At 63.4% G+C, this 19070-nt stretch carries 14 protein-coding genes and 1 pseudogene; 14 read left to right on the plus strand and 1 reads right to left on the minus strand.

Annotated elements, in window-relative coordinates:
- Positions 1 to 87: 87 nt before the first annotated feature.
- The 4 genes and pseudogenes from ELY12_RS07700 to ELY12_RS07720 form a co-directional block, all read left to right on the plus strand.
- Complete coding sequence (locus ELY12_RS07700; protein ID WP_126176132.1) at positions 88 to 330, plus strand: histone H1; 243 nt, start codon at positions 88 to 90, stop codon at positions 328 to 330.
- Positions 331 to 402: 72 nt separating this feature from the next.
- Positions 403 to 900, plus strand: coding sequence for a hypothetical protein (locus tag ELY12_RS07705; RefSeq protein ID WP_126176133.1), 498 nt, complete (start codon positions 403 to 405; stop codon positions 898 to 900).
- Positions 901 to 1150: 250 nt separating this feature from the next.
- Positions 1151 to 2026 (plus strand): helix-turn-helix domain-containing protein, encoded by an 876-nt coding sequence (locus ELY12_RS07715; RefSeq protein WP_126176134.1) that lies wholly within the window; start codon positions 1151 to 1153, stop codon positions 2024 to 2026.
- Positions 2027 to 2047: 21 nt separating this feature from the next.
- A pseudogene (locus ELY12_RS07720) lies at positions 2048 to 2626 on the plus strand (CocE/NonD family hydrolase); the annotation flags it as partial.
- On the opposite strand, the gene ELY12_RS14290 reads toward ELY12_RS07720, so the two are convergent.
- Positions 2623 to 2970: a hypothetical protein gene (locus ELY12_RS14290; RefSeq protein WP_206435797.1), complete on the minus strand. Its 348-nt coding sequence runs from the start codon at positions 2968 to 2970 to the stop codon at positions 2623 to 2625. The pseudogene ELY12_RS07720 and the gene ELY12_RS14290 sit on opposite strands and share 4 nt — an antisense overlap.
- Here ELY12_RS14290 and ELY12_RS07725 point away from each other — a divergent pair.
- The 10 genes from ELY12_RS07725 to ELY12_RS07770 all read left to right on the plus strand — a co-directional run bounded on the left by ELY12_RS07725 (position 2954) and on the right by ELY12_RS07770 (position 19070).
- The gene (locus tag ELY12_RS07725) at positions 2954 to 5197 is read left to right on the plus strand and encodes a TonB-dependent receptor (RefSeq protein ID WP_206435798.1); all 2244 of its coding nucleotides are present in this window, start codon (positions 2954 to 2956) and stop codon (positions 5195 to 5197) included. The genes ELY12_RS14290 and ELY12_RS07725 overlap by 17 nt on opposite strands.
- A gap of 16 nt (positions 5198 to 5213) precedes the next feature.
- Complete coding sequence (locus ELY12_RS07730; RefSeq protein WP_126176137.1) at positions 5214 to 7331, plus strand: PQQ-dependent dehydrogenase, methanol/ethanol family; 2118 nt, start codon at positions 5214 to 5216, stop codon at positions 7329 to 7331.
- A gap of 60 nt (positions 7332 to 7391) precedes the next feature.
- Positions 7392 to 7892, plus strand: a complete 501-nt coding sequence (locus ELY12_RS07735) for a GlcG/HbpS family heme-binding protein (protein WP_164549447.1) — start codon at positions 7392 to 7394, stop codon at positions 7890 to 7892.
- 155 nt (positions 7893 to 8047) lie between these two features.
- Entirely contained in the window at positions 8048 to 8830 is a 783-nt protein-coding gene (locus ELY12_RS07740) for a phytanoyl-CoA dioxygenase family protein (RefSeq protein ID WP_126176139.1), read from the plus strand.
- On the plus strand, positions 8827 to 10155 hold the full coding sequence (locus tag ELY12_RS07745) for a serine hydroxymethyltransferase (protein ID WP_164549448.1): 1329 nt from the start codon (positions 8827 to 8829) through the stop codon (positions 10153 to 10155). Before ELY12_RS07740 ends, ELY12_RS07745 begins: the two co-directional genes overlap by 4 nt.
- A gap of 14 nt (positions 10156 to 10169) precedes the next feature.
- Entirely contained in the window at positions 10170 to 11048 is an 879-nt protein-coding gene (locus ELY12_RS07750; RefSeq protein ID WP_126176140.1) for an ABC transporter ATP-binding protein, read from the plus strand.
- 11 nt (positions 11049 to 11059) lie between these two features.
- On the plus strand, positions 11060 to 14686 hold the full coding sequence (locus ELY12_RS07755) for a M1 family aminopeptidase (protein ID WP_126176141.1): 3627 nt from the start codon (positions 11060 to 11062) through the stop codon (positions 14684 to 14686).
- 2 nt (positions 14687 to 14688) lie between these two features.
- Positions 14689 to 16962 (plus strand): penicillin acylase family protein, encoded by a 2274-nt coding sequence (locus tag ELY12_RS07760; protein ID WP_164549449.1) that lies wholly within the window; start codon positions 14689 to 14691, stop codon positions 16960 to 16962.
- Between the two features lie 69 nt (positions 16963 to 17031).
- Positions 17032 to 17961, plus strand: a complete 930-nt coding sequence (locus ELY12_RS07765; RefSeq protein ID WP_164549450.1) for a LysR substrate-binding domain-containing protein — start codon at positions 17032 to 17034, stop codon at positions 17959 to 17961.
- Positions 17958 to 19070, plus strand: a complete 1113-nt coding sequence (locus ELY12_RS07770; protein WP_126176144.1) for an S-(hydroxymethyl)glutathione dehydrogenase/class III alcohol dehydrogenase — start codon at positions 17958 to 17960, stop codon at positions 19068 to 19070. Before ELY12_RS07765 ends, ELY12_RS07770 begins: the two co-directional genes overlap by 4 nt.

Raw genomic sequence — 19070 nt, forward strand, 5'->3', positions numbered from 1 at the left:
GGTAGTGGGTCCATTTGAAATTCGTCTCCGCGCAGTCGGACGCCGCACGACCTAGCACCCGGACGCGCCGCATGGCATAGTCTGACCATGACAAACCCGAAACGCCCTCGCGATCCCAACGAGCTGGCCCGGTTGATTGCCGATATCGCCGTTGGGGATAAAGCTGACGAAAACCCGGATACGGGGAAAGACCCGGCAGCCGTAGCTCTGGGGCGAAAGGGCGGCATCCACGGGGGCCGCGCCCGCGCGGAAAGCCTATCGTCAGAAAGGAAATCGGAGATTGCCGCGAAGGCCGCCAAGGCGCGATGGCAGGGAGTCGAAGAAAAGTAACAAGATGCCCTTGTGTTGGGTATCCAACACTCCTAGAGGATCGGACAGCCGATTCTCAGGGAGCGCAGCCGTATGTCCATCACGATCACGCAAAGCGCCAACTGGCGTGATGCCGCGCGTGCCGAGTTGCAGGACAAGTTCGTTGCGGAACTGAACCAGGTCGCAGAGTTCACCAAGCAAGAGCAAGAGGCCGCGGCGGGCAAGGCCGCCGCCATCCAGCGTGCGCGCGACCTGCTGAACGCAGCTCGTGCTCTGGGCATTCCTCTCGATGATGACGGCGCGGCAACGCCTGACGACCCCGAGGAGCCACAGGAAGGCGGCGCGGTCACTGCGCGCGAGATCATCCTCGACGAGCTTCAGGAGAAGCCAGGGATGAAGGCCGCCGAACTCAAGAAGGCAATCGAGCGCCGCCTCGGTCGAGAAGTTCACTACAAGACGCCCGGCATGACCCTCTATCGCCTCGCGAATGATGGTCTTGTCCGGCGCGAGGGGCACCGCTGGTTTGCATTGAGAGGCGACCAGCAGCGCGCAACCGTGGAAACAGAGAAGGAGCTACCGCTTATGAAGTGACGCGACCCCGGAGAGGGCAAACTCTCCGGGGCCGCAAAACCATCTACCTACGCGGGCGTAGTTTAATGGCAAAACACCGTTTTTCCCAATCTGGCGTTGCGGGTTCGAATCCCGTCGTCCGCTCTCGCTTCTGACAAGCTTCTAGCCGCTGAGCCCCTGATAAAGCTTAGCGGCCAAATGTCAATGCGCGTCCACATTCAAACGGACTTTTATGCTTGACCGCTAAAGGATACAGGTCTATCAGGGATACATGAACAGGCTCTCTCCCAAAGATCGCGCTCAAGTTATCCACATGCTTTGCGAGGGCAACAGCATCCGGTCCATCACGCGCGTGTTGGGCGTAGGCAAGAATACCGTTGCGCGGCTGCTGGTTGATGCCGGAAAAGCCTGCATGTCCTATCATGACGAGAATGTTCGCGATGTTGCCGCAAAGCGCATCCAGTGCGACGAGATCTGGACCTTCACCTACGCGAAGCAAAAGAATGTCGCTTCCGCCAAGGCAGCACCCGAACACGCTGGCGACACCTGGACTTGGACCGCGCTCGACAGCGACAGCAAGATGATCGTGTCCTACCTCGTTGGCGGTCGCGACGCTGAGTACGCTCTCGAATTTATGGACGACCTTGCAGGCCGCCTAGCAAACCGGGTCCAGATCACCACAGACGGCCACCGAGCCTATCTTGAGGCTGTCGAAGAAGCGTTTGGCGCCGATGTTGATTACGCGCAGCTCGTTAAGCTGTACGGGGAAGCTCCGGAAGGCCAGCGCCGCTACAGCCCCGCGCACATCGTCTCGACGCGCAAGCGCCGGGTGGAGGGAAACCCGGACCTGGATGCAGTCTCGACCAGCCATGTCGAGCGCCAGAACCTGACGATGCGGATGCACATGCGCCGCTTTACCCGCTTGACCAACGGCTTCTCCAAGAAGATCGAGAACCACGCCTACGCCGTCGCGCTTCACTTCATGTATTACAACTTCGTCCGCATCCATCAGAGTCTCCGCGTGACCCCGGCGATGGCCGCTGGCGTCACCGACCGCCTCTGGGATATCTCGGATATCGTTGCGCTGGTCGAAGCTGCCGACAGCAAGCCGGGACCGCGCGGCCCTTACAAGAAGAAGGGCGCCTAGTTTTCAAATGGACCCACTACCCCATTTCTTCCTCGCCCGTTCAGCATGCAGAACACGGTGTTCACCCCAGCCTGGTCCACTTGGCTGGTCAGCGATCAGCGGCACGTCGACGGCCGGCCCGACGTCATGACCTACACGACAGAGGTTCTGTCTGAGCCCGTCCGCGTCTCCGGTGCCCCCATCGCCGAGATTGTCGCGCGGACCACCGGCACCGACGGAGATTTCGTGGTCAAGGTCATCGACGTGTTTCCATCAGAGAATGTTACCAAGCCGGAGCTTGGCGGATATCAACTGCCGATCAGTCTCGACATTTTCCGAGGGCGGTACCGCGATAGTTTCTCCGAGCCCTCTGCAATCCCGGCGGGGAAGCGGCAAACCTACAAGTTCCGCCTGCCGACGGTGAACCACGTCTTCAAGCCCGGGCATCGGATCATGGTGCAAGTACAGTCCTCGCTGTTCCCGCTTTACGATCGAAACCCGCAGACTTTTGTCGACAACATCTTCAATGCGCGACCGTCGGACTATCGCAAGGCAACGATTTCGCTGGAACGCGGTCCAGATGGAAGTCGTGTCTGGCTTCCGGTCGTGCCAGCGAACTAATCAAACCGGACGCAGAGGTAGAGCGCGTTGCGCGCGCCGATGGCACGCGCGTGGGTTTCACAGTGTGTCGGTTCAGATAATCTGCCCCTCTGCCTCAGCATTTCTCCGTTGCGACGATAGGGTGATGGTTCATCCTCGGGACGACTGAAAAGCCCTGGGCCGCGATGACGGCTGGAGCGAATAATGTCGTTGGGAGGGAGAGCGGCGATGGCTGCAAAATATTTGCTGAGCGGGATTTCGGCGCTCGCCTTTGTTTGTCCGGCTGCAGTTGCGGCACAATCGGCATCGTCTTCGTCAACGACCGAAACGGCGGCAACCGACAGCGGTTTGCCCGCTGAAATCATTGTCACCGCGACGCGACGCGAGGAATCCATCCTCGACGTGCCGATCAGTCTCGAGGCGTACGGCCAGGACGAGCTCGATTTGAAGGGCGCGCGGGGGATCGAGGATATCGCGCGCATCACTCCAGGCGTGACGATCGAGCAAGGGCTCGGCGGTGCGCAGTACATCGCCATCCGCGGGCTGTTCTCGACGGTGGGCGCGACCATGACCGGCGTGTATATCGACGACACGCCCGTGCAGGTGCGCTCGCTGGTGCTGGCCGCCAATTTCTACCCTGCGATTTTCGACCTTGACCGCGTCGAGGTTCTGCGCGGGCCGCAAGGGACCCTGTTCGGCGCAGGCGCGATGGGCGGCGCGGTCCGTTACATCCTGCCTAAGCCGAGCCTCACCGAGTATTCCGGCTCCGCCCGTGCCGAGCTCGCGTTCACCGAGGGCGGCGATCCGAGCTATGAGGGCGGCGTGGCCGTCGGCGGGCCGATCATCCAGGACAAGCTGGGCTTCCGGGTCAGCGGTTATCATCGCCGTGACGGGGGCTACGTCGACCGCATTCAGTACGTGGCGAACCGCGGCACTGCCAAAAAGAACAGCAACTCGAAAGAGACGACCGTGCTGAACGGCGCGCTGACGTTCGCGCCCTTCGACGACCTCACGCTGACCCCGTCTGTTTTCTATCAAAAGATCACTCACGACGACACGGATCTGTTCTGGCAGTTCGTCGAGGACAATCCGGTCGTAGCTCGTCCGCAGTTGCCCCGCTTCGTAAACGGGGAAGGGATTGCGGGCACCGGTTCGGACGAGTCCGCGCTCTACACCTTGAAGTCGCAACTCGATTTCGGCGGCGCGAGCTTGATCAGCAATACCGCGTTCATCGACCGCAAGACGCGTCTCGATGAAGACGCGACCAATGCGTATCAGGAAGTGCTGGGCTCGGTGGCGGCGCTGTTCGGGCTCCCGCCGGTCTATTTCGATACCCCGTTCGGCGGCCTCGAGCGCTCGACGATTGGGCGGAGCTGGACGCAGCATTCGTTCTCGCAAGAACTGCGACTGCAGTCGAACGACGATGCCGCTCGTCTCAACTACGTACTCGGCCTGTTCTATCAGAACGCGCGGCAGACCTCGATCGGGCGCAACCTGTTTCCCCAGTTCGGGGCGTGGACCACGGCGATCTTCGGTGCACCGATCTTCGGTGTGCCCGGTGCCGACAACGTCGTCTCGGCGGACGACAACTTCACCCGCGATCGGCAATATGCCGCGTTCGGTGAGCTCGACTACAAGCTCACGGACAAGCTGACGGCGAGCGCCGGCGTGCGCGTATCCCGAATGAAGTTCGATTTCACCCAGCTGCGCAGTGGACCGTTCAATGGCGGTACGTTCTTCACCGAGGGCAAGTCGGCCGAAACACCGGTAACTCCGAAGTTCGCGCTCGAATACAAGCCGTCGGACGCATGGCTTCTCTATGCCAGTGCGGCCAAGGGGTTCCGTCAGGGCGGCGGCAACAACCTTGCCAACGCGGTGACCTGCGCTCCGGACCTTGCGGCGCTCGGCATCAGCCAGATTCCTTCGCAGTACCGCTCCGACAGCGTGTGGAGCTACGAGGTCGGCGCCAAGGGCCGGGCCGGACGCGCCTTGTCAGTCGCGGCGAGCCTGTTCGACATCGAGTGGACCGATATCCAGCAGCCACGCACCCTGCCGACCTGCAGCCACGTGTTCATCGACAACCTGGGGTCGGCGCGGAGCCGCGGTTTCGACGCACAGATCACGGTAAGCCCCGCGCCCGGCCTGAGCTTCGATGCCGGCATCGGCTACATGGACACCAAGTTCCGCGAGACGATCAACACGGAGCCGGGCGGCGTGCCGGGGACGATCGTGCGTAAGGGCGACCGGTTCGCGGCACCGTGGATCATCTCGCTGGCGGCAGACTACCGCGCGCCCATCAGTGGCGGCCTCGATGGATATGGCCACATCCAGTACGACTATCGGGCTGGCTATAACGTCGCTCCCGGCAACGTCGAGTACAACCCGGTTACCTCCAACCCCGAGGACCAGCACTATGCGTCCGCCCGCGTCGGCGTTCGGAGCGGACCGGTCGATGTGTCGGTGTTCGTCAACAACATCTTCAACTCGGTCGATCCTCTGACCAAGCTGCAGTGGACCATCGGCTCCGACCGTATCCTTGAGACGACCTACCGCCCGCGGACGGTCGGCGCGACCGCCTCGTACCGCTTCTGATCGGAGCACTCGTAGAATGCGGTCACTCGGTTTCGTGCGCGTCCTCACAACCGCGCTGGCGCTCTTTCTCGCCGGCTGCGGGGACGAGCGGGACGGGCCTGGCGCGATCGATCAAGCCCGCTTGCTTGCCGCGGCGAGCGAACCGCAGAACTGGCTGACCGCCAGCGGCGGGTTCGACGAGCAGCGCTATAGCACTCTCAAGCAGATCAACACGCAAACGGTCGGTCAGCTCGGTCTCGCCTGGTCGTTCGAATTCGATACCAATCGCGGGCAAGAGGCCACACCTGTCGTCGTCGACGGCGTGATCTATACCTCGACCGCCTGGTCGAAGGTTTATGCGATCGACGCGCGCACCGGGAAGCAGTTGTGGCAGTACGATCCCAAAGTCTCGGGCGAGGATGGGTTCAAAGCCTGCTGCGATGTCGTCAACCGCGGCGTCGCCGTGTGGAAGGGCCGGGTGTATGTCGGCGCGATCGACGGGCGGCTGATTGCGCTCGATGCGCAGACAGGAAAGCCCGTATGGTCGGTGCTGACCGTCGACAAGTCGAAGCCCTATACGATCACCGGCGCGCCGCGGGTGTTCGACGACAAGGTGATTATCGGCAACGGCGGCGCCGAGTTCGGGGTGCGCGGTTACGTCACCGCCTACGATACCGACACCGGCAAGCAGCGCTGGCGCTTCTACACGGTCCCGGGCGATCCCGCGAAGGGCCCCGACCACGCCGCATCCGATCCGATCATGCGCCAAGCGGTCAAGACCTGGGCCGGCAAATGGTACGACATGGGCGGCGGCGGCACCGCCTGGGATTCGATCGTCTACGATCCCGAATTCGACCAGGTGTATATCGGCGTCGGCAACGGTTCGCCGTGGGACCGCAAGATTCGGTCTGACGGCAAGGGCGACAACCTGTTCCTGTCGTCAATCGTCGCGCTCGACGCGAAGACGGGCCGCTACAAATGGCACTACCAGACGTCGCCGGGCGACAGTTGGGACTACACCGCAACCCAGCCGATGATGCTCGCCGAGCTGCCGATCGGAGGCAAGTCGCGCAAGGTGCTGATGCAGGCGCCGAAAAACGGGTTCTTCTATATTCTCGACCGCCAGACCGGCAAGCTGCTGTCGGCGAAATCCTACGTTAAACAGACGTGGGTCGATCACATCGACATGGCGACCGGCCGCCCGGTGATGAGCGCCAACGCATATTACGACGATGGCCTCAAGATTATCGAGCCGGCCACCATCGGCGGTCACAACTGGCAACCGATGTCGTTCAGCCCGCAGACCGGACTGGTCTACATCCCCACTGTCAACTGGAGCCTGAGCTTCGAGCACGACCCCGGTTACAAGTTCATCCGCGGCGCCGAGCCCAATATCTATTCCAAGGTCGGCCTCGATCCGATGCAGCCTAACGGCACTGGTGCGCTGATCGCGTGGGACCCGGTGGGGCAGCGTGAGGTGTGGCGGGTCAAGCAGCCCGAGATGGTCAATGGCGGCACTCTCGCGACCGCGGGCGCACTGGTGTTCTCCGGCGACGGGCACGGTGAATTCAGCGCCTTCGACGCGCGGAGCGGTCAGCGGGTATGGAGCTTCAAGCAGCAGTCATCGATCATGGCTGCGCCCGCGACGTACGAACTCGACGGGGTGCAGTACGTGGCGGTGTTAGTCGGCAAGGGCGGCGGCGGCGTCGGCATGCCAGAACTCAATCGCCCCCGTTTCACCCCGCAATTCGGCCGCCTGCTGGTATTCAAGTTGGGTGGCAAAGCGACGCTGCCCGCGCCCAATCTAGCGATGCAGCCTGCCAACCCGCCTGGCGACGTATTCCCCACCGGTGCCGTGGCGCGCGGGGAGAAGCTGTACTCCGACAAGTGCTCGCGCTGTCACGAGGGCTGGTCGGTGCCCGATTTGCGCCGCTCAGCGGCACTGAACGATGTCGCAATGTGGAAGTCGATAGTCCTCGAGGGGGTGCTCGCGCCCAACGGAATGGTGAGCTTCTCCAAGATGCTGACCCCGCAGGAGTCTGAGGACGTTCGTGCATACGTTGGCAGTTTGGCTCGCGATCTCGCACGCGAGGAGCGAAAAGGTCCGAAGCAAGGAGCGACCCGCGACGAGCTTTCGCGTGTGAAACCTCAATAGGCGTGCGGCTTAGGGAGAGCGAGAATGCGTGTGCGTGCTGGTAGTTGCGGAGTGCGTCTTGTGCTCGCCGCTCTGGTGCTGACCTCGGCCGTCGCCGAGCCTGCCGCCAATGCCAAAGATGATGCCCGATTCCTCGTTCGCCGAACGATTTCGCTTCCGCTTGCGCGGCAAATGTTGGCGGCGGCCGAGGCTGCGGCGGTTCGAAGTAATGTCGCCGTATCGATAGTCATTGTCGATGATCGCGGAACAACTATCCTCGCCGAGCGGATGGACGGAGCCGGACATCTCTCGGTCGACGTTGCGTTGGCCAAGGCGCGGACGGCGGCCAATCTCGAGACGCCCACCGCCGATCTTAACGCCCTCTACAAAAAGGACGGGCCCGAGATCGCCACTCTTGGGGGGATCCTCCCGCTGTCCGGTGGGATCGCTCTCATCGCGGGCGGTGTGCCTGTCAGCGACGGCTCGGCCGTTGTGGGCGGCATTGGCGTTAGCGGCGCCGCGCCGGAGATCGACGCTCAGATCGCTGCGGCGGGCGCGGCTGCACTGGTCGCGAAGCCATGATCCCTCTCAAAGCCGGCAGAGCCAGATTGGCTAACGCAAACCCCCAAGATTACTCGTTTGCGAGCTGGCGATCCTGCTCTCATTACAAACGTTAGAAATAGGCGTGATAACCAGCCGAGTGACGTGTTTCCGGCTGAATACGACGGAGTTTTGTAATGAAGCTGTCGCAAGAGCAATTGGCGGAATTTGACCGCAATGGCTTCCTAGTCATTCCCGATCTTTTTTCTGCTGAAGAAGTGACGGAGATTCGCCGCGCAATGGAGAAGGCCTTCGCGGAGGACCATCCGGCCAACGTGCGCGAAAAGAAGAGTGGCGTCGTGCGGACTGCGATGGGACTTCATCTGCGCGACGAAACGTTCGCCAAGCTGGTGCGGCATCCGCGCCTGGTGGAGCCCGCCCAGCAGATCGCCGGTGAGAACCTCTACGTCCAGCAGGTCAAGATCAACGTCAAAGCCGCTTTCGAGGGGGAGCAGTGGCAATGGCATCAGGACTTCTCGACCCACCATCATGACGACGGCGTGCCAGAACCGCTGGCCCTCAATTTGCACATCTTCCTCGACGATGTGACCGACTTCAATGGGCCCCTCTACTTCTTCAAGGGATCTCAGGAATTCGGCAGCGTCGCCACGCTGCATGACACCGAAACCACTAGCTACGCCCTGTGGGTGGTCGAGCAGGACAAGGTGCGCGAAATCTCCGAAAGCTGCGAGCTGGTCGCCGCGACCGGCAAGGCGGGTACCGCCCTCATTTTCGGCGATTGCCTCGTGCACGGCTCCCCGCCGAACATGTCGCCGTGGAACCGGGCGATCTTCTCGTTGATCCTCAACCCTGTCGCCAACGCTTACGCCAAGGAGCAGCGCCAGGATCACCATCACCACCGCGACCTGACGCCGGTGCGCCCGCTGGCTGACGACTGTTTGCTGGAGCCGGCACTTTGAGCGAGGCAGCGGTTCTCGCCCGGCGGGAGTGGGCGTCTGACACGTCAGAGGCGATTGTGTCCGATGTGGTCGAATGGGCTGCGCCGGCATCGAGCGCCGCGATCGACGCTCGGCTGTACGAACTGGTCGAGGAAAATCGCCGCATTCATGAGGTCGAGTGCGTCAACCTCAATCCCGCGACCAATGTGATGAACCCCCGGGCCGAGGCACTCCTCGCCAGCGGCCTTGGCTCACGCCCGTCGCTCGGCCACCCCGGCGAAAAGTATGAGATGGGCCTCGAGGCGATCGAGCAGATCGAGGCGCTCACAGCTTCGCTCGCGGCCGAAGTGTTCGGCGCCCACTTCGTCGAGTTCCGCCTTGCCTCGGGCGCGATGGCGAACCTTTATGCTTTTATGGCGACCTGCCAGCCGGGCGACGCGATCATCGCTCCGCCCGACACTATCGGCGGCCACGTAACCCACCACCAGGCCGGCGCGGCAGGGCTGTATGGCCTGGCCATCCACCCGGCGCCGGTCGATCCCGACAACTTCACGTTTGACCTCGACAAGCTTGCCGCGCTTGCCCGGGAAGTACGGCCCAAGCTTATCACCATCGGCGGCAGCTTGAACCTGTGGCACCACCCGGTGCGTGAAATCCGCGCCATCGCGGATGAGGTCGGCGCGTATGTTCTTTTCGATGCGGCGCACTTGTGCGGGGTCATCGCCGGGCATGCTTGGCAACAGCCGCTCAAGGAAGGTGCGCACTTGATGGGGTGCAGCACATACAAGAGCCTCGGCGGCCCGCCCTCGGGCTTGCTGATGACCAACGATCCCGCGCTAGCCGAGCGGATCGACCGCATCGCCTATCCGGGCCTGACCGCGAATTTCGATGTCGCCAAGAGCGCATCGCTGGCTCTGTCGCTGCTCGACTGGAAGGAATACGGGCGCGCGTACGCCGAAGCGATGGTCGCTTCCGCGGCGGCGCTGGCCGGTGAACTCGAGGCCCGTGGCCTTCCGATGTTCCGCACCTCCAGGGGCATCACCGCGTCGCACCAGTTCGCGCTGCGTGCCGAGCAGTTTGGTGGCGGCCAGACCGCGGCGAAGCGTCTCCGGGCGGCGAATATACTCACGTCTGGGATTGGGCTGCCAATCGATCCGGTCGAAGGTGACCTCAATGGCTTGAGGATGGGAACACCTGAGATCGTACGATGGGGTATGAGTGCGCTCGATATGTCGGAGCTCGCGGATCTTGTCACCGAAGCGCTCACGGGTGATCCGGCTGCCGTGGCGTCCCGGACGACGGCATTCCGCGCCCGTTTTCGGTCCCTGCATTTCATCAGGGACTAGGCCGCGGAACCGTCATGCTTGAACTTGCCGACATCACCCACGTCTATCCGAACGGGACCCGCGCGCTCAACGGGATCAACCTGAGCATCCCGCCCGGGATGTTCGGCCTGCTCGGCCCGAATGGCGCCGGCAAGTCGACGTTGATGCGGACCATCGCGACGCTTCAGACGCCCACATCGGGGTCGATCCGCTTTGGCGACATCGACGTCTTGGCGGACCCGGCCGCGTTACGCCGCACGCTTGGTTATCTACCGCAGGATTTCGGGGTCTATCCGCGTGTGTCGGCCTACAGCATGCTGGATCACATCGCTGTGCTGAAGGGTTATTCCGGCCGAGGGGAGCGGAAAGCTGCGGTCGAGGCGTTGCTCAATCAGGTCAACCTGTGGAACGTCCGCAACAAGGCAATCGCAGGCTTTTCGGGCGGCATGCGCCAGCGCTTCGGCATCGCCCAGGCCTTGATCGGTCAACCACGACTGGTCATCGTCGATGAGCCTACTGCAGGCCTCGACCCGGAAGAAAGCAACCGCTTCCTCAATCTGCTGGCCGAGATTTCCGAGAACGTGGTCGTCATCTTCTCGACCCACATCGTGCAAGATATCGCCGATCTGTGCGAGAACACCGCAATCATCGCGAGCGGCCAGATCATCCGCACCGGTAAGCCGGACGATCTTGTCCGGGAAATACAGGGCCGCGTCTGGCGAAAGGTCATCGACAAGCACGAGCTCGAAGAGCACCGGCGTGATTTCTCGGTTATCGCCACCCGCCTGACGGGCGGTCGCACCGTTATTCACGCGCTGGCGGACAGTGATCCGGGCCACGGCTTTGAGCCGGCCGAAGGCGATCTCGAGGACGTGTACTTTTCGACGCTTCTGCCGTTGCGCAGAGCGGCTTGAAAGCGCTTCGCGTGATCTTCCGCGTCGCTGCCTTCGAAGTCAGTTATCAGCTCCGCTCGCCCGTATTTTGGGGCACCAGCATTGTCTTCCTGCTGCTCGCCTTCGCGACCGTTGCGGCCGACGAGATACGGCTGGGCTGGGGCGGGCAGGTGTTTCGCAACTCGCCTTACGCGATCGCAATCACCAGCATGTCGTGGGCGGTCTTCGCGATCTTCATTGCCACGGCCTTTGTCGCGACGGTGGTCCTGCGCGACGAGGAGACGGGCTTTGGCTCGATCATCCATGCGACGCCGTTGGCCAAGTCGAGCTACCTTCTGGGCCGCTTCCTCGGCGGATTTGCGACGGTCTGCCTAGCCTTTGTCAGCGTGCCGCTGGGCCAGCTCCTGGCCGTCATGCTGCCGGGGGTCGATCCGGACACCGTCGGACCTATCCGCCTCGGCGATTATGCGTACGCCTACGCACTGCTCTCGTTGCCGACGCTGTTTATCCTCAGCACCACGTTCTTCACGCTGTCGACGGTCAGCCGGTCGCTGGTCGCGACGTATGTGGGCGCTCTCGTGGTCCTCGCGCTCTACCTGTTCACGCGGGTGTACCTGAGCCGGCCCGAGTTCGGCGCCTCGGCAAGTCTGTTCGACCCGTTCGGTCTTGCGCCGCTATCCTTCGTCACGAAACATTGGACGGCGTTCGATCGCAATTCGCTGCTGCCTCCGGCGGGGGGCCTGTTGCTGGAGAACAGGCTGATCTGGGGCGCGGTGTCCCTTGCGTTTCTGGCCGCAGCCTGGGCGATCTTCACTCGCCGCGGACTCGCGCGCTCGCCGGGCAAGGCTCGGGCGGGCGTGCGTGAGACTGCCACATCGCCGCGTTTGCAGATCGCACAAGAGGTTCAACCTCCGCGATCGCCTTCCCTTTCGTGGGCTCCGCTCGCTGCTTTGGTGCGGCACGATCTCGGCGCTGTCTTGCGCAGCCCCGTTTTCTTGGTGATCTTGGGATTCGCCTTCGTGAACACCGTGATCGGGCTGTGGCTGGCGGGCGAGGATCCCGTCTCGCGCATCTACCCGGTCACCCGGGTGATGATTCAGACGATGCGCGACGAATTCGTCACCATCCCGCTATTCGTTGCGGCATTCTATGCCGGCGAGCTGGTGTGGCGCGACCGAGAGGCGCGGATCAACGAGATCATCGATTCGACGCCGTCGCCCGATTGGGCTTTCCTCGCACCGAAGTTCCTCGCCATCGCGCTCGTCCTGCTGGCGATGGGGGTGATGAGCATTGCCGCAGCGGTGTCGGTGCAGCTGCTCAAGGGTTATCACACGCTCGAGCTTGGCAAGTACCTCACCTGGTATCTTGCGCCGTGGTACGCGACGATGCTGATGTACGCGGCGCTGGCGCTGTTCGTGCAGACGATCGCGCCGCACAAGTTCGTTGGCCTGCTGATCATCCTGCTGGTCTATATCGGCCTCCTCAACCTGCCTTCGCTGGGCTTCGAGAGCCACCTTTACCTCTACGGCTCGACCACGCCGGTGCCGCTGTCGGACATGAACGGGGTGGGCCGGTTCGCGGGGTACGCGGCCTGGTACCAAGCGTACTGGGCGGCGGGAGCGATTGCGCTCCTGGTGCTTACCTACGTGCTGTGGCGGCGCGGCGCGTCATCGCCGCTCAAGTCGAGGCTCCGCCGCCTGCCGCACCGCTTGCGCGGGCTGCCCGGCGCGGCCCTCGGCTTGGCCGTCGCAGTGATGGCGGGCCTCGGCGGCTACATCTTCTACAACAACTACGTCCTCAACGACTTCCCGACCTTCGTCGCCAGCCAGCGCTGGGCGGCCGACTACGAGCGGACCTTGCTCGCTTACGACGACGATCCGCAGCCGACGATCACCGCCGTGCGCATGAACGTCGCACTCTATCCCGCGCAGACCCGTGCCGAAACGCGCGGCAGCTACGTCATCGAGAACAAGACCGGGGTGCCGCTCGACCGCATGTACGTTTCCTGGCCGGCGGCGCGTTCGCGCAAGACCTGGCTCGGCGTCGAGGTTTCGCCCGCACTGACGATGCGCCAGTTGGCAGTCGAAGGTGCGCGGCCGGTCAAGGACTATCCGCGGTTCAATTTCCGCGTGTTTGCGTTCCGTAAGCCGATGCAGCCGGGCGAGCGCCGCACAGTCACTTTCGACACGGTCCGCGAGCAGAAGGGTTTCCGCAATTCCGGCAACGACGAGCGGATCGTCGCCAACGGCACTTTCATCGAGAATTACGCGCTGACGCCCCAACTCGGCGTCAGCCGCTGGGTCCTGCTGACCGACCGCGCCACTCGCCGCAAGTACGGCCTTGCACCCGAGCTGGCCCGCCCGAACCCCGCCGACCCACGAGCGCGGCGCTTCAATTACCTGCGGCACGACGCGGATTATGTGGACGCGGATATCACCGTGTCGGGTCCGGCCGATCAGGTTCTGCTCGCTCCGGGTACACCTGTGTCGCGCACGGTGGCGGACAAGCGACAGACGGTGCATTTCGCCAACCCCGCGCCGATCCTCGATTTCTTCTCGATCCAGGCGGCCAAGTATGCTGTGCTCAGGGACCGGTGGAACGACAAGCAGGTCGAAATCTACTATCACCCCGCGCACGCTTACAACGTCAAGCGCATGGCGCAGGCGAGCAAGGACGCGCTGGCCTACTACACCAAGAACTTCGGGCCTTATCAGTTCGATCAGTTCCGCGTCGTCGAGTTCCCCGCGTACGGCAATTATGCGCAGGCCTTCCCCGGCACCGTCCCGTTCTCGGAGGCCGCGGGCTTCATCATCCATATCGACGACAAGAATGGGGTCGACTTCAATTCGTACGTGACCGCGCACGAGCTCGCACACCAGTGGTGGTTCCATCAGGTGCTGGGTGCCGATGTGGAAGGCAGCTCTGTCCTGTCCGAGACCCTCGCACAATACTCCACGCTGATGGTGATGGAGAAGCGCTACGGCCCGGCGATGATCCACCGCTTCCTCAAGCAGGCAAACGAGGATTATTTGAAGGCGCGCGGGTCCGAGAACGTCGCCGAACCTACGCTGGAGCGGGTCGAAGGCCAGGCCTACGTCGCCTACGCCAAGGGCGGAGCGGTCATGTACCTGCTCAAGGACCGCCTCGGCGAAGCGGCAGTGAACCGCGCGCTTCGCTCGCTGCTCAGCAAGTTTGGCCTGAAAGGGCCCCCCTATGCGACGTCGCAGGACCTTGTCGCCGCGCTCCGCGCCGAGGCGCGGCCAGAAGACCAGCAGCTCATTACCGACCTCTTCCAGCGCATCACGCTCTATGACTTCAAGGTCACCAGCGCCTCGTCGCGTCGGCTGACCGGCGGGCGCTGGCAAGTCGACCTGACGGTATCGGGCCGCAAGATGTACGCCGACGGCAAGGGCATCGAGCGCGAGGCGCCGCTGTCGGAGCTGGTCGATATCGGCGTCTTCGCGCGCGATCCGGCCTCGGCCGAATATCGGCCCGCCGATGTGATCTCTGTCAAGAAGGTACGGCTTACCAGTGGAGAGCGGGAGCTGAGCCTGATCGTCGAACGGAAGCCGGCCATTGTCGGTGTCGACCCCTTCATCAAATACCTAGGGCGCGACACGTCCGACAATGTGCTGCCACTGCAACAGGACGGGAAATGACAATGAACGCGAAGGCACTCGGCTTTGTGGCGGCAGTCGCCACGCTTGCGGCGGGCTCTGCCGAGGCAAGCGCCGCCGAGCACTACAAGGCGACGATCACTCGCACCGACTTCGGCGTGCCGCATATCGTCGCCAAGGATTTCGGCAGCCTCGGCTACGGGATCGCCTACGCTCAGGCGCAGGACAACGTCTGCCTGATGGCCGACGCGTTCCTGAGCAGCTCCGGCAAACGTTCCAAGTACCTCGGTGCCGATCAGCCGACTACGGTGGGTCTCGTTCGCACGAACAACCTCGAAAGCGACGTCTTCTACACGACCATGATGGACAGCGCGCAGCTTCGCGCGGCGTTCGAAAAGGTGTCGCCCGAGTACAAGCGCCTGATTGCCGGGTGGATCGCCGGGTACAACCGTTACCTCAAGGATAATGCCGCTTCCTTACCAGCTGAATGTGCGGGGCAGCCGTGGGTGCGGCCTATCACCCTCGACGATCAGCTGCGCGCGCTCAATGATATCATGCTGCTGTCGGGCTCCGGCGTGCTGGTGCAAAAGATGGTCAACGCCGTCCCGCCGCAGGAGGGGAAGCCGCTGGCCGCGCTGACACCGGTCGCGCTGCCCTTCGAAGATGCTCCTGCCGCCCCACTCGGCAGCAACGGGTGGGCGTTCGGGGGCGATGCCACCGCGAGCAAGAGCGGCATGGTCATGGCCAACCCGCACTTTCCGTGGGCTGGCCGCTATCGCTTTTACCAGATGCACCTGACGGTGCCGGGCTCCTACGACGTGGCTGGCGCGGGAATTATCAATCAGCCTTTCATCGGTGTCGGCTTCAATCGCGACGTCGCCTGGACCCATACGGTCGATACGGCGGCGCACATGACCTTGTTCGAGCTGAAGCTGCAGCCGGGCGATCCGACCAGCTACACCTATGAAGGCGCCAGTGTGCCGATGGAGCGCCGCGAAATCGCGGTCGAGGTAAAGGACGGTGCGCCCGTCACCCGGACGATCTACTGGACTAGGTTCGGACCCGTCGTATCGCTTCCCGGGACGCCTTTCGCTTGGTCGCAGCAGACCGCTTACGCGGTCGCCGATGCGAACCTGAACAATGTGCGCAACGCCGATGGGTGGGTGGCGATGGGCCGCGCCCGCAATGTGCGCGAGCTTCGCACGGCTCTGGCGAAGAACCGGCACGTGCCGTTCTTCAACACGATCGCGGCCGACCGCAACGGCGACGCGATGTACGCCGACATCAGCGTGACGCCCAATTTCGACGCCAAACGCTTCGAAGCCTGCGGTATCGTCGCCCCGCCCATGCCGGGCGTGCTCCAGCGCTTGTTCATCTTGCAAGCGCGCCCCGAGTGCGACTGGACCGCCGACACCGCGCCGTCGAAGCTTCTGCCCGCCGATGAGATGTCGACCATCATCCGGCGCGACTATATTCAGAACAGCAACGACAGCTATGTCTGGACCAACCCGCGCGCGTCGATCGCCAAGCTGAGCCCGATGGCCGGTGAGGACGTTCAGGGCTATCCCTACTGGCGTACCCGGTCCGGCATCCACGAAATCGAGACCGCGCTGGCGAAAGGACCGCTGACGCTCGACACCGCGTCAGCAACGATGCTCGGCAACAACAACTACACCGCAGACCTGGTTATGCCCGCCGTCATCAGCGCATGCCAGCGCGACAATGCTCCACGCAAGGCTTGCGACGTGCTTGCGGCGTGGGACCGGAAGGCCGAGCTCGGCAGCCGGGGCGCGATGCTGTTCGCCACCTTCTGGCCCAAGGTCGAAAAGCGGGCGGGCATCTGGGCCAAGCCCTATGACCCTGCGAACGCCCTCGGCACGCCTGCCGATCTGAAGATCGAAGGCGCCGCAGGCGACGCGCTGATGGCTGATCTCAGCGCCGCTGCCGATGACCTTGCAAAGCTCGCGGTGCCGCTCGACGCGCCGCTGGGCGAGGTGCAATTCGCGGACAAGGCCGGCGTGCACATCCCGATCGCGGGGAGCTCGGTCGGGGTGCTGAACTTCACTGCCGGCCTGCCAGCCAAGGGGGGCTTCGCGGTATACCACGGCGCGAGCTACATGCAGGCCGTAACGTTCGACAAGAATGGTCCGCAGGCAAAGGCCATCCTCACCTATTCGCAATCGATGAACCCTGCGTCGCCGCATTTCGCCGATCAGACCCGCATATTCTCCACCTCCAAAGTTCTGCCCGAATTCCCGTTCAATCCGGCCGATGTCGCGGCGCATGCAATTGCCCCGCCGCAGACTATCGAGCAGTAAAGTCGAGGCCGCGCATCTTTCGCCAGGTGCACGGTCGTCAACACGATGCGGATGGGGAGAGACAGGTTCATGCCGCGGCAATTGCCGAGCCTCGACTGGCTGCGTGTCTTCGCGACCACGGCCACCAGTGAGAGCTTCACGCTGGCGGCCACCGAACTGTCGGTCACGCCGGGAGCGGTGAGTCAGCGGATCAAAGCCCTCGAAGCGTTCCTGGGCGTCGAGCTGTTTCAGCGCTATCCGCAAGGGGTGCGGTTGACCGATGTGGGCCGCCGCTATGCAGGCCGGGTTATCCCTTCGCTCGAGCACCTTACCCAGGCGACCGCCGAACTGATCAGCGCCGATCCTGGGGCTCCGGTGCGCATGTCGGTGCTTCCCGCGTTTGCCCAACTCTGGCTCGGTCCGCGCCTCGACGAGTTCCACCGGCGCAACGCCACCGCAACGATCGAGATCTGGGCCGATCCGGTGGTCATCGATCTGCGTGCGGCAGGGTTCGACATCGCCATTCGTTACGGCAAGCCGCCGTTCCCCGGGTGCAAGGCCATTCCGTTGCTGCAGGACGATATTGTGCCGGTGGCGTCCCCCGCGGTCATTGAGGGAAGTGAGCGTGACGCGAACGGCTTGCCGGTCAACGTACCCCTCATGCTGGACAGCTATTGGTCGAAGGATTTCGACGACTGGCTGCAGCGGACCGGAACCGGGCGCCCGGCTGCCGTCAAAGTCCAAACATTCTCGCTCTACAACATGGTGCTCGATGCGACGTTGGCGGGGCGCGGTTTCATGATGGGCCACACCTCGCTGGTGGGGGATCACATCGCGGACGGCCGACTGGTGCCGCTTTCCGACAGGCGAGTCCCGGCCCGCAATCAGTTCTATCTTCTCACGCAGGAAGGAGCGGCTCTGTCCCCGGCGGCGACGGCATTCATCGAGTGGATCATGGATGCCGTTTCGCCGGTCGACGCTGATCGCTCCACTGCATTGACTCAGGATGATACGCCATGAAGACCCGCGCCGCCGTCGCCTTTGCCCCCAAGCAGCCGCTGGAGATCGTCGAGCTTGACCTCGAAGGGCCCAAGGCAGGTGAGGTGCTGGTCGAGATCATGGCGACCGGCGTGTGCCACACCGATGCCTACACCCTCGACGGGCTTGACAGCGAGGGCCTGTTCCCGAGCGTGCTCGGCCACGAGGGCGCGGGGATCGTGCGCGAGGTCGGCGCGGGCGTAACCTCGGTCAAGCCGGGCGACCACGTGATCCCGCTCTACACGCCTGAGTGCGGGAAGTGTAAATCGTGCCTCAGCGGCAAGACCAACCTGTGCACCGCGATCCGGGCGACCCAAGGCAAGGGCGTGATGCCCGACGGGACGAGCCGCTTCAGCTACAAGGGCGAGACGATCTACCACTACATGGGTTGCTCGACCTTCTCGAACTTCACCGTCCTGCCCGAAATCGCGGTCGCCAAGATCCGCGAGGACGCGCCGTTCCAGACTAGCTGCTACATCGGCTGCGGGGTGACCACCGGAGTCGGCGCGGTGCTCAACACCGCCAAGGTCCAGCCGGGCGACAACGTGGTGGTGTTCGGGCTCGGCGGGATCGGGCTCAACGTGATCCAGGGCGCGAAGCTCGCGGGCGCAGGAAAGATCGTCGGCATCGACCTCAACCCGGCGCGCGAGGAATGGGGCCGCCAGTTCGGCATGACCGACTTCGTCAACACCGCCGGCATGAGGCGCGAAGACACCATCGCAGCGATCGCCGCGCTGACCGACGGCGGCGCAGACTACAGCTTCGACTGCACCGGCAACACCGAGGTCATGCGCACGGCTCTCGAGTGCTGCCATCGCGGCTGGGGCACCTCGATCATCATCGGGGTGGCCGAAGCGGGCAAGGAAATCGCCACCCGCCCGTTCCAGCTCGTCACGGGGCGCAACTGGCGCGGGACCGCGTTCGGGGGGGCCAAGGGCCGGACCGACGTGCCGAAGATCGTCGACATGTACATGGACGGCCAGATCGCGATCGACCCGATGATCACTCACGTCCTCTCGCTCGACGAGATCAACAAGGCGTTCGACCTGATGCACGCGGGCGAGAGCATCCGCAGCGTCGTCGTCTACTGA

It is taken from the genome of Tsuneonella rigui (assembly GCF_003958625.1).
GTDB lineage: Bacteria > Pseudomonadota > Alphaproteobacteria > Sphingomonadales > Sphingomonadaceae > Tsuneonella > Tsuneonella rigui.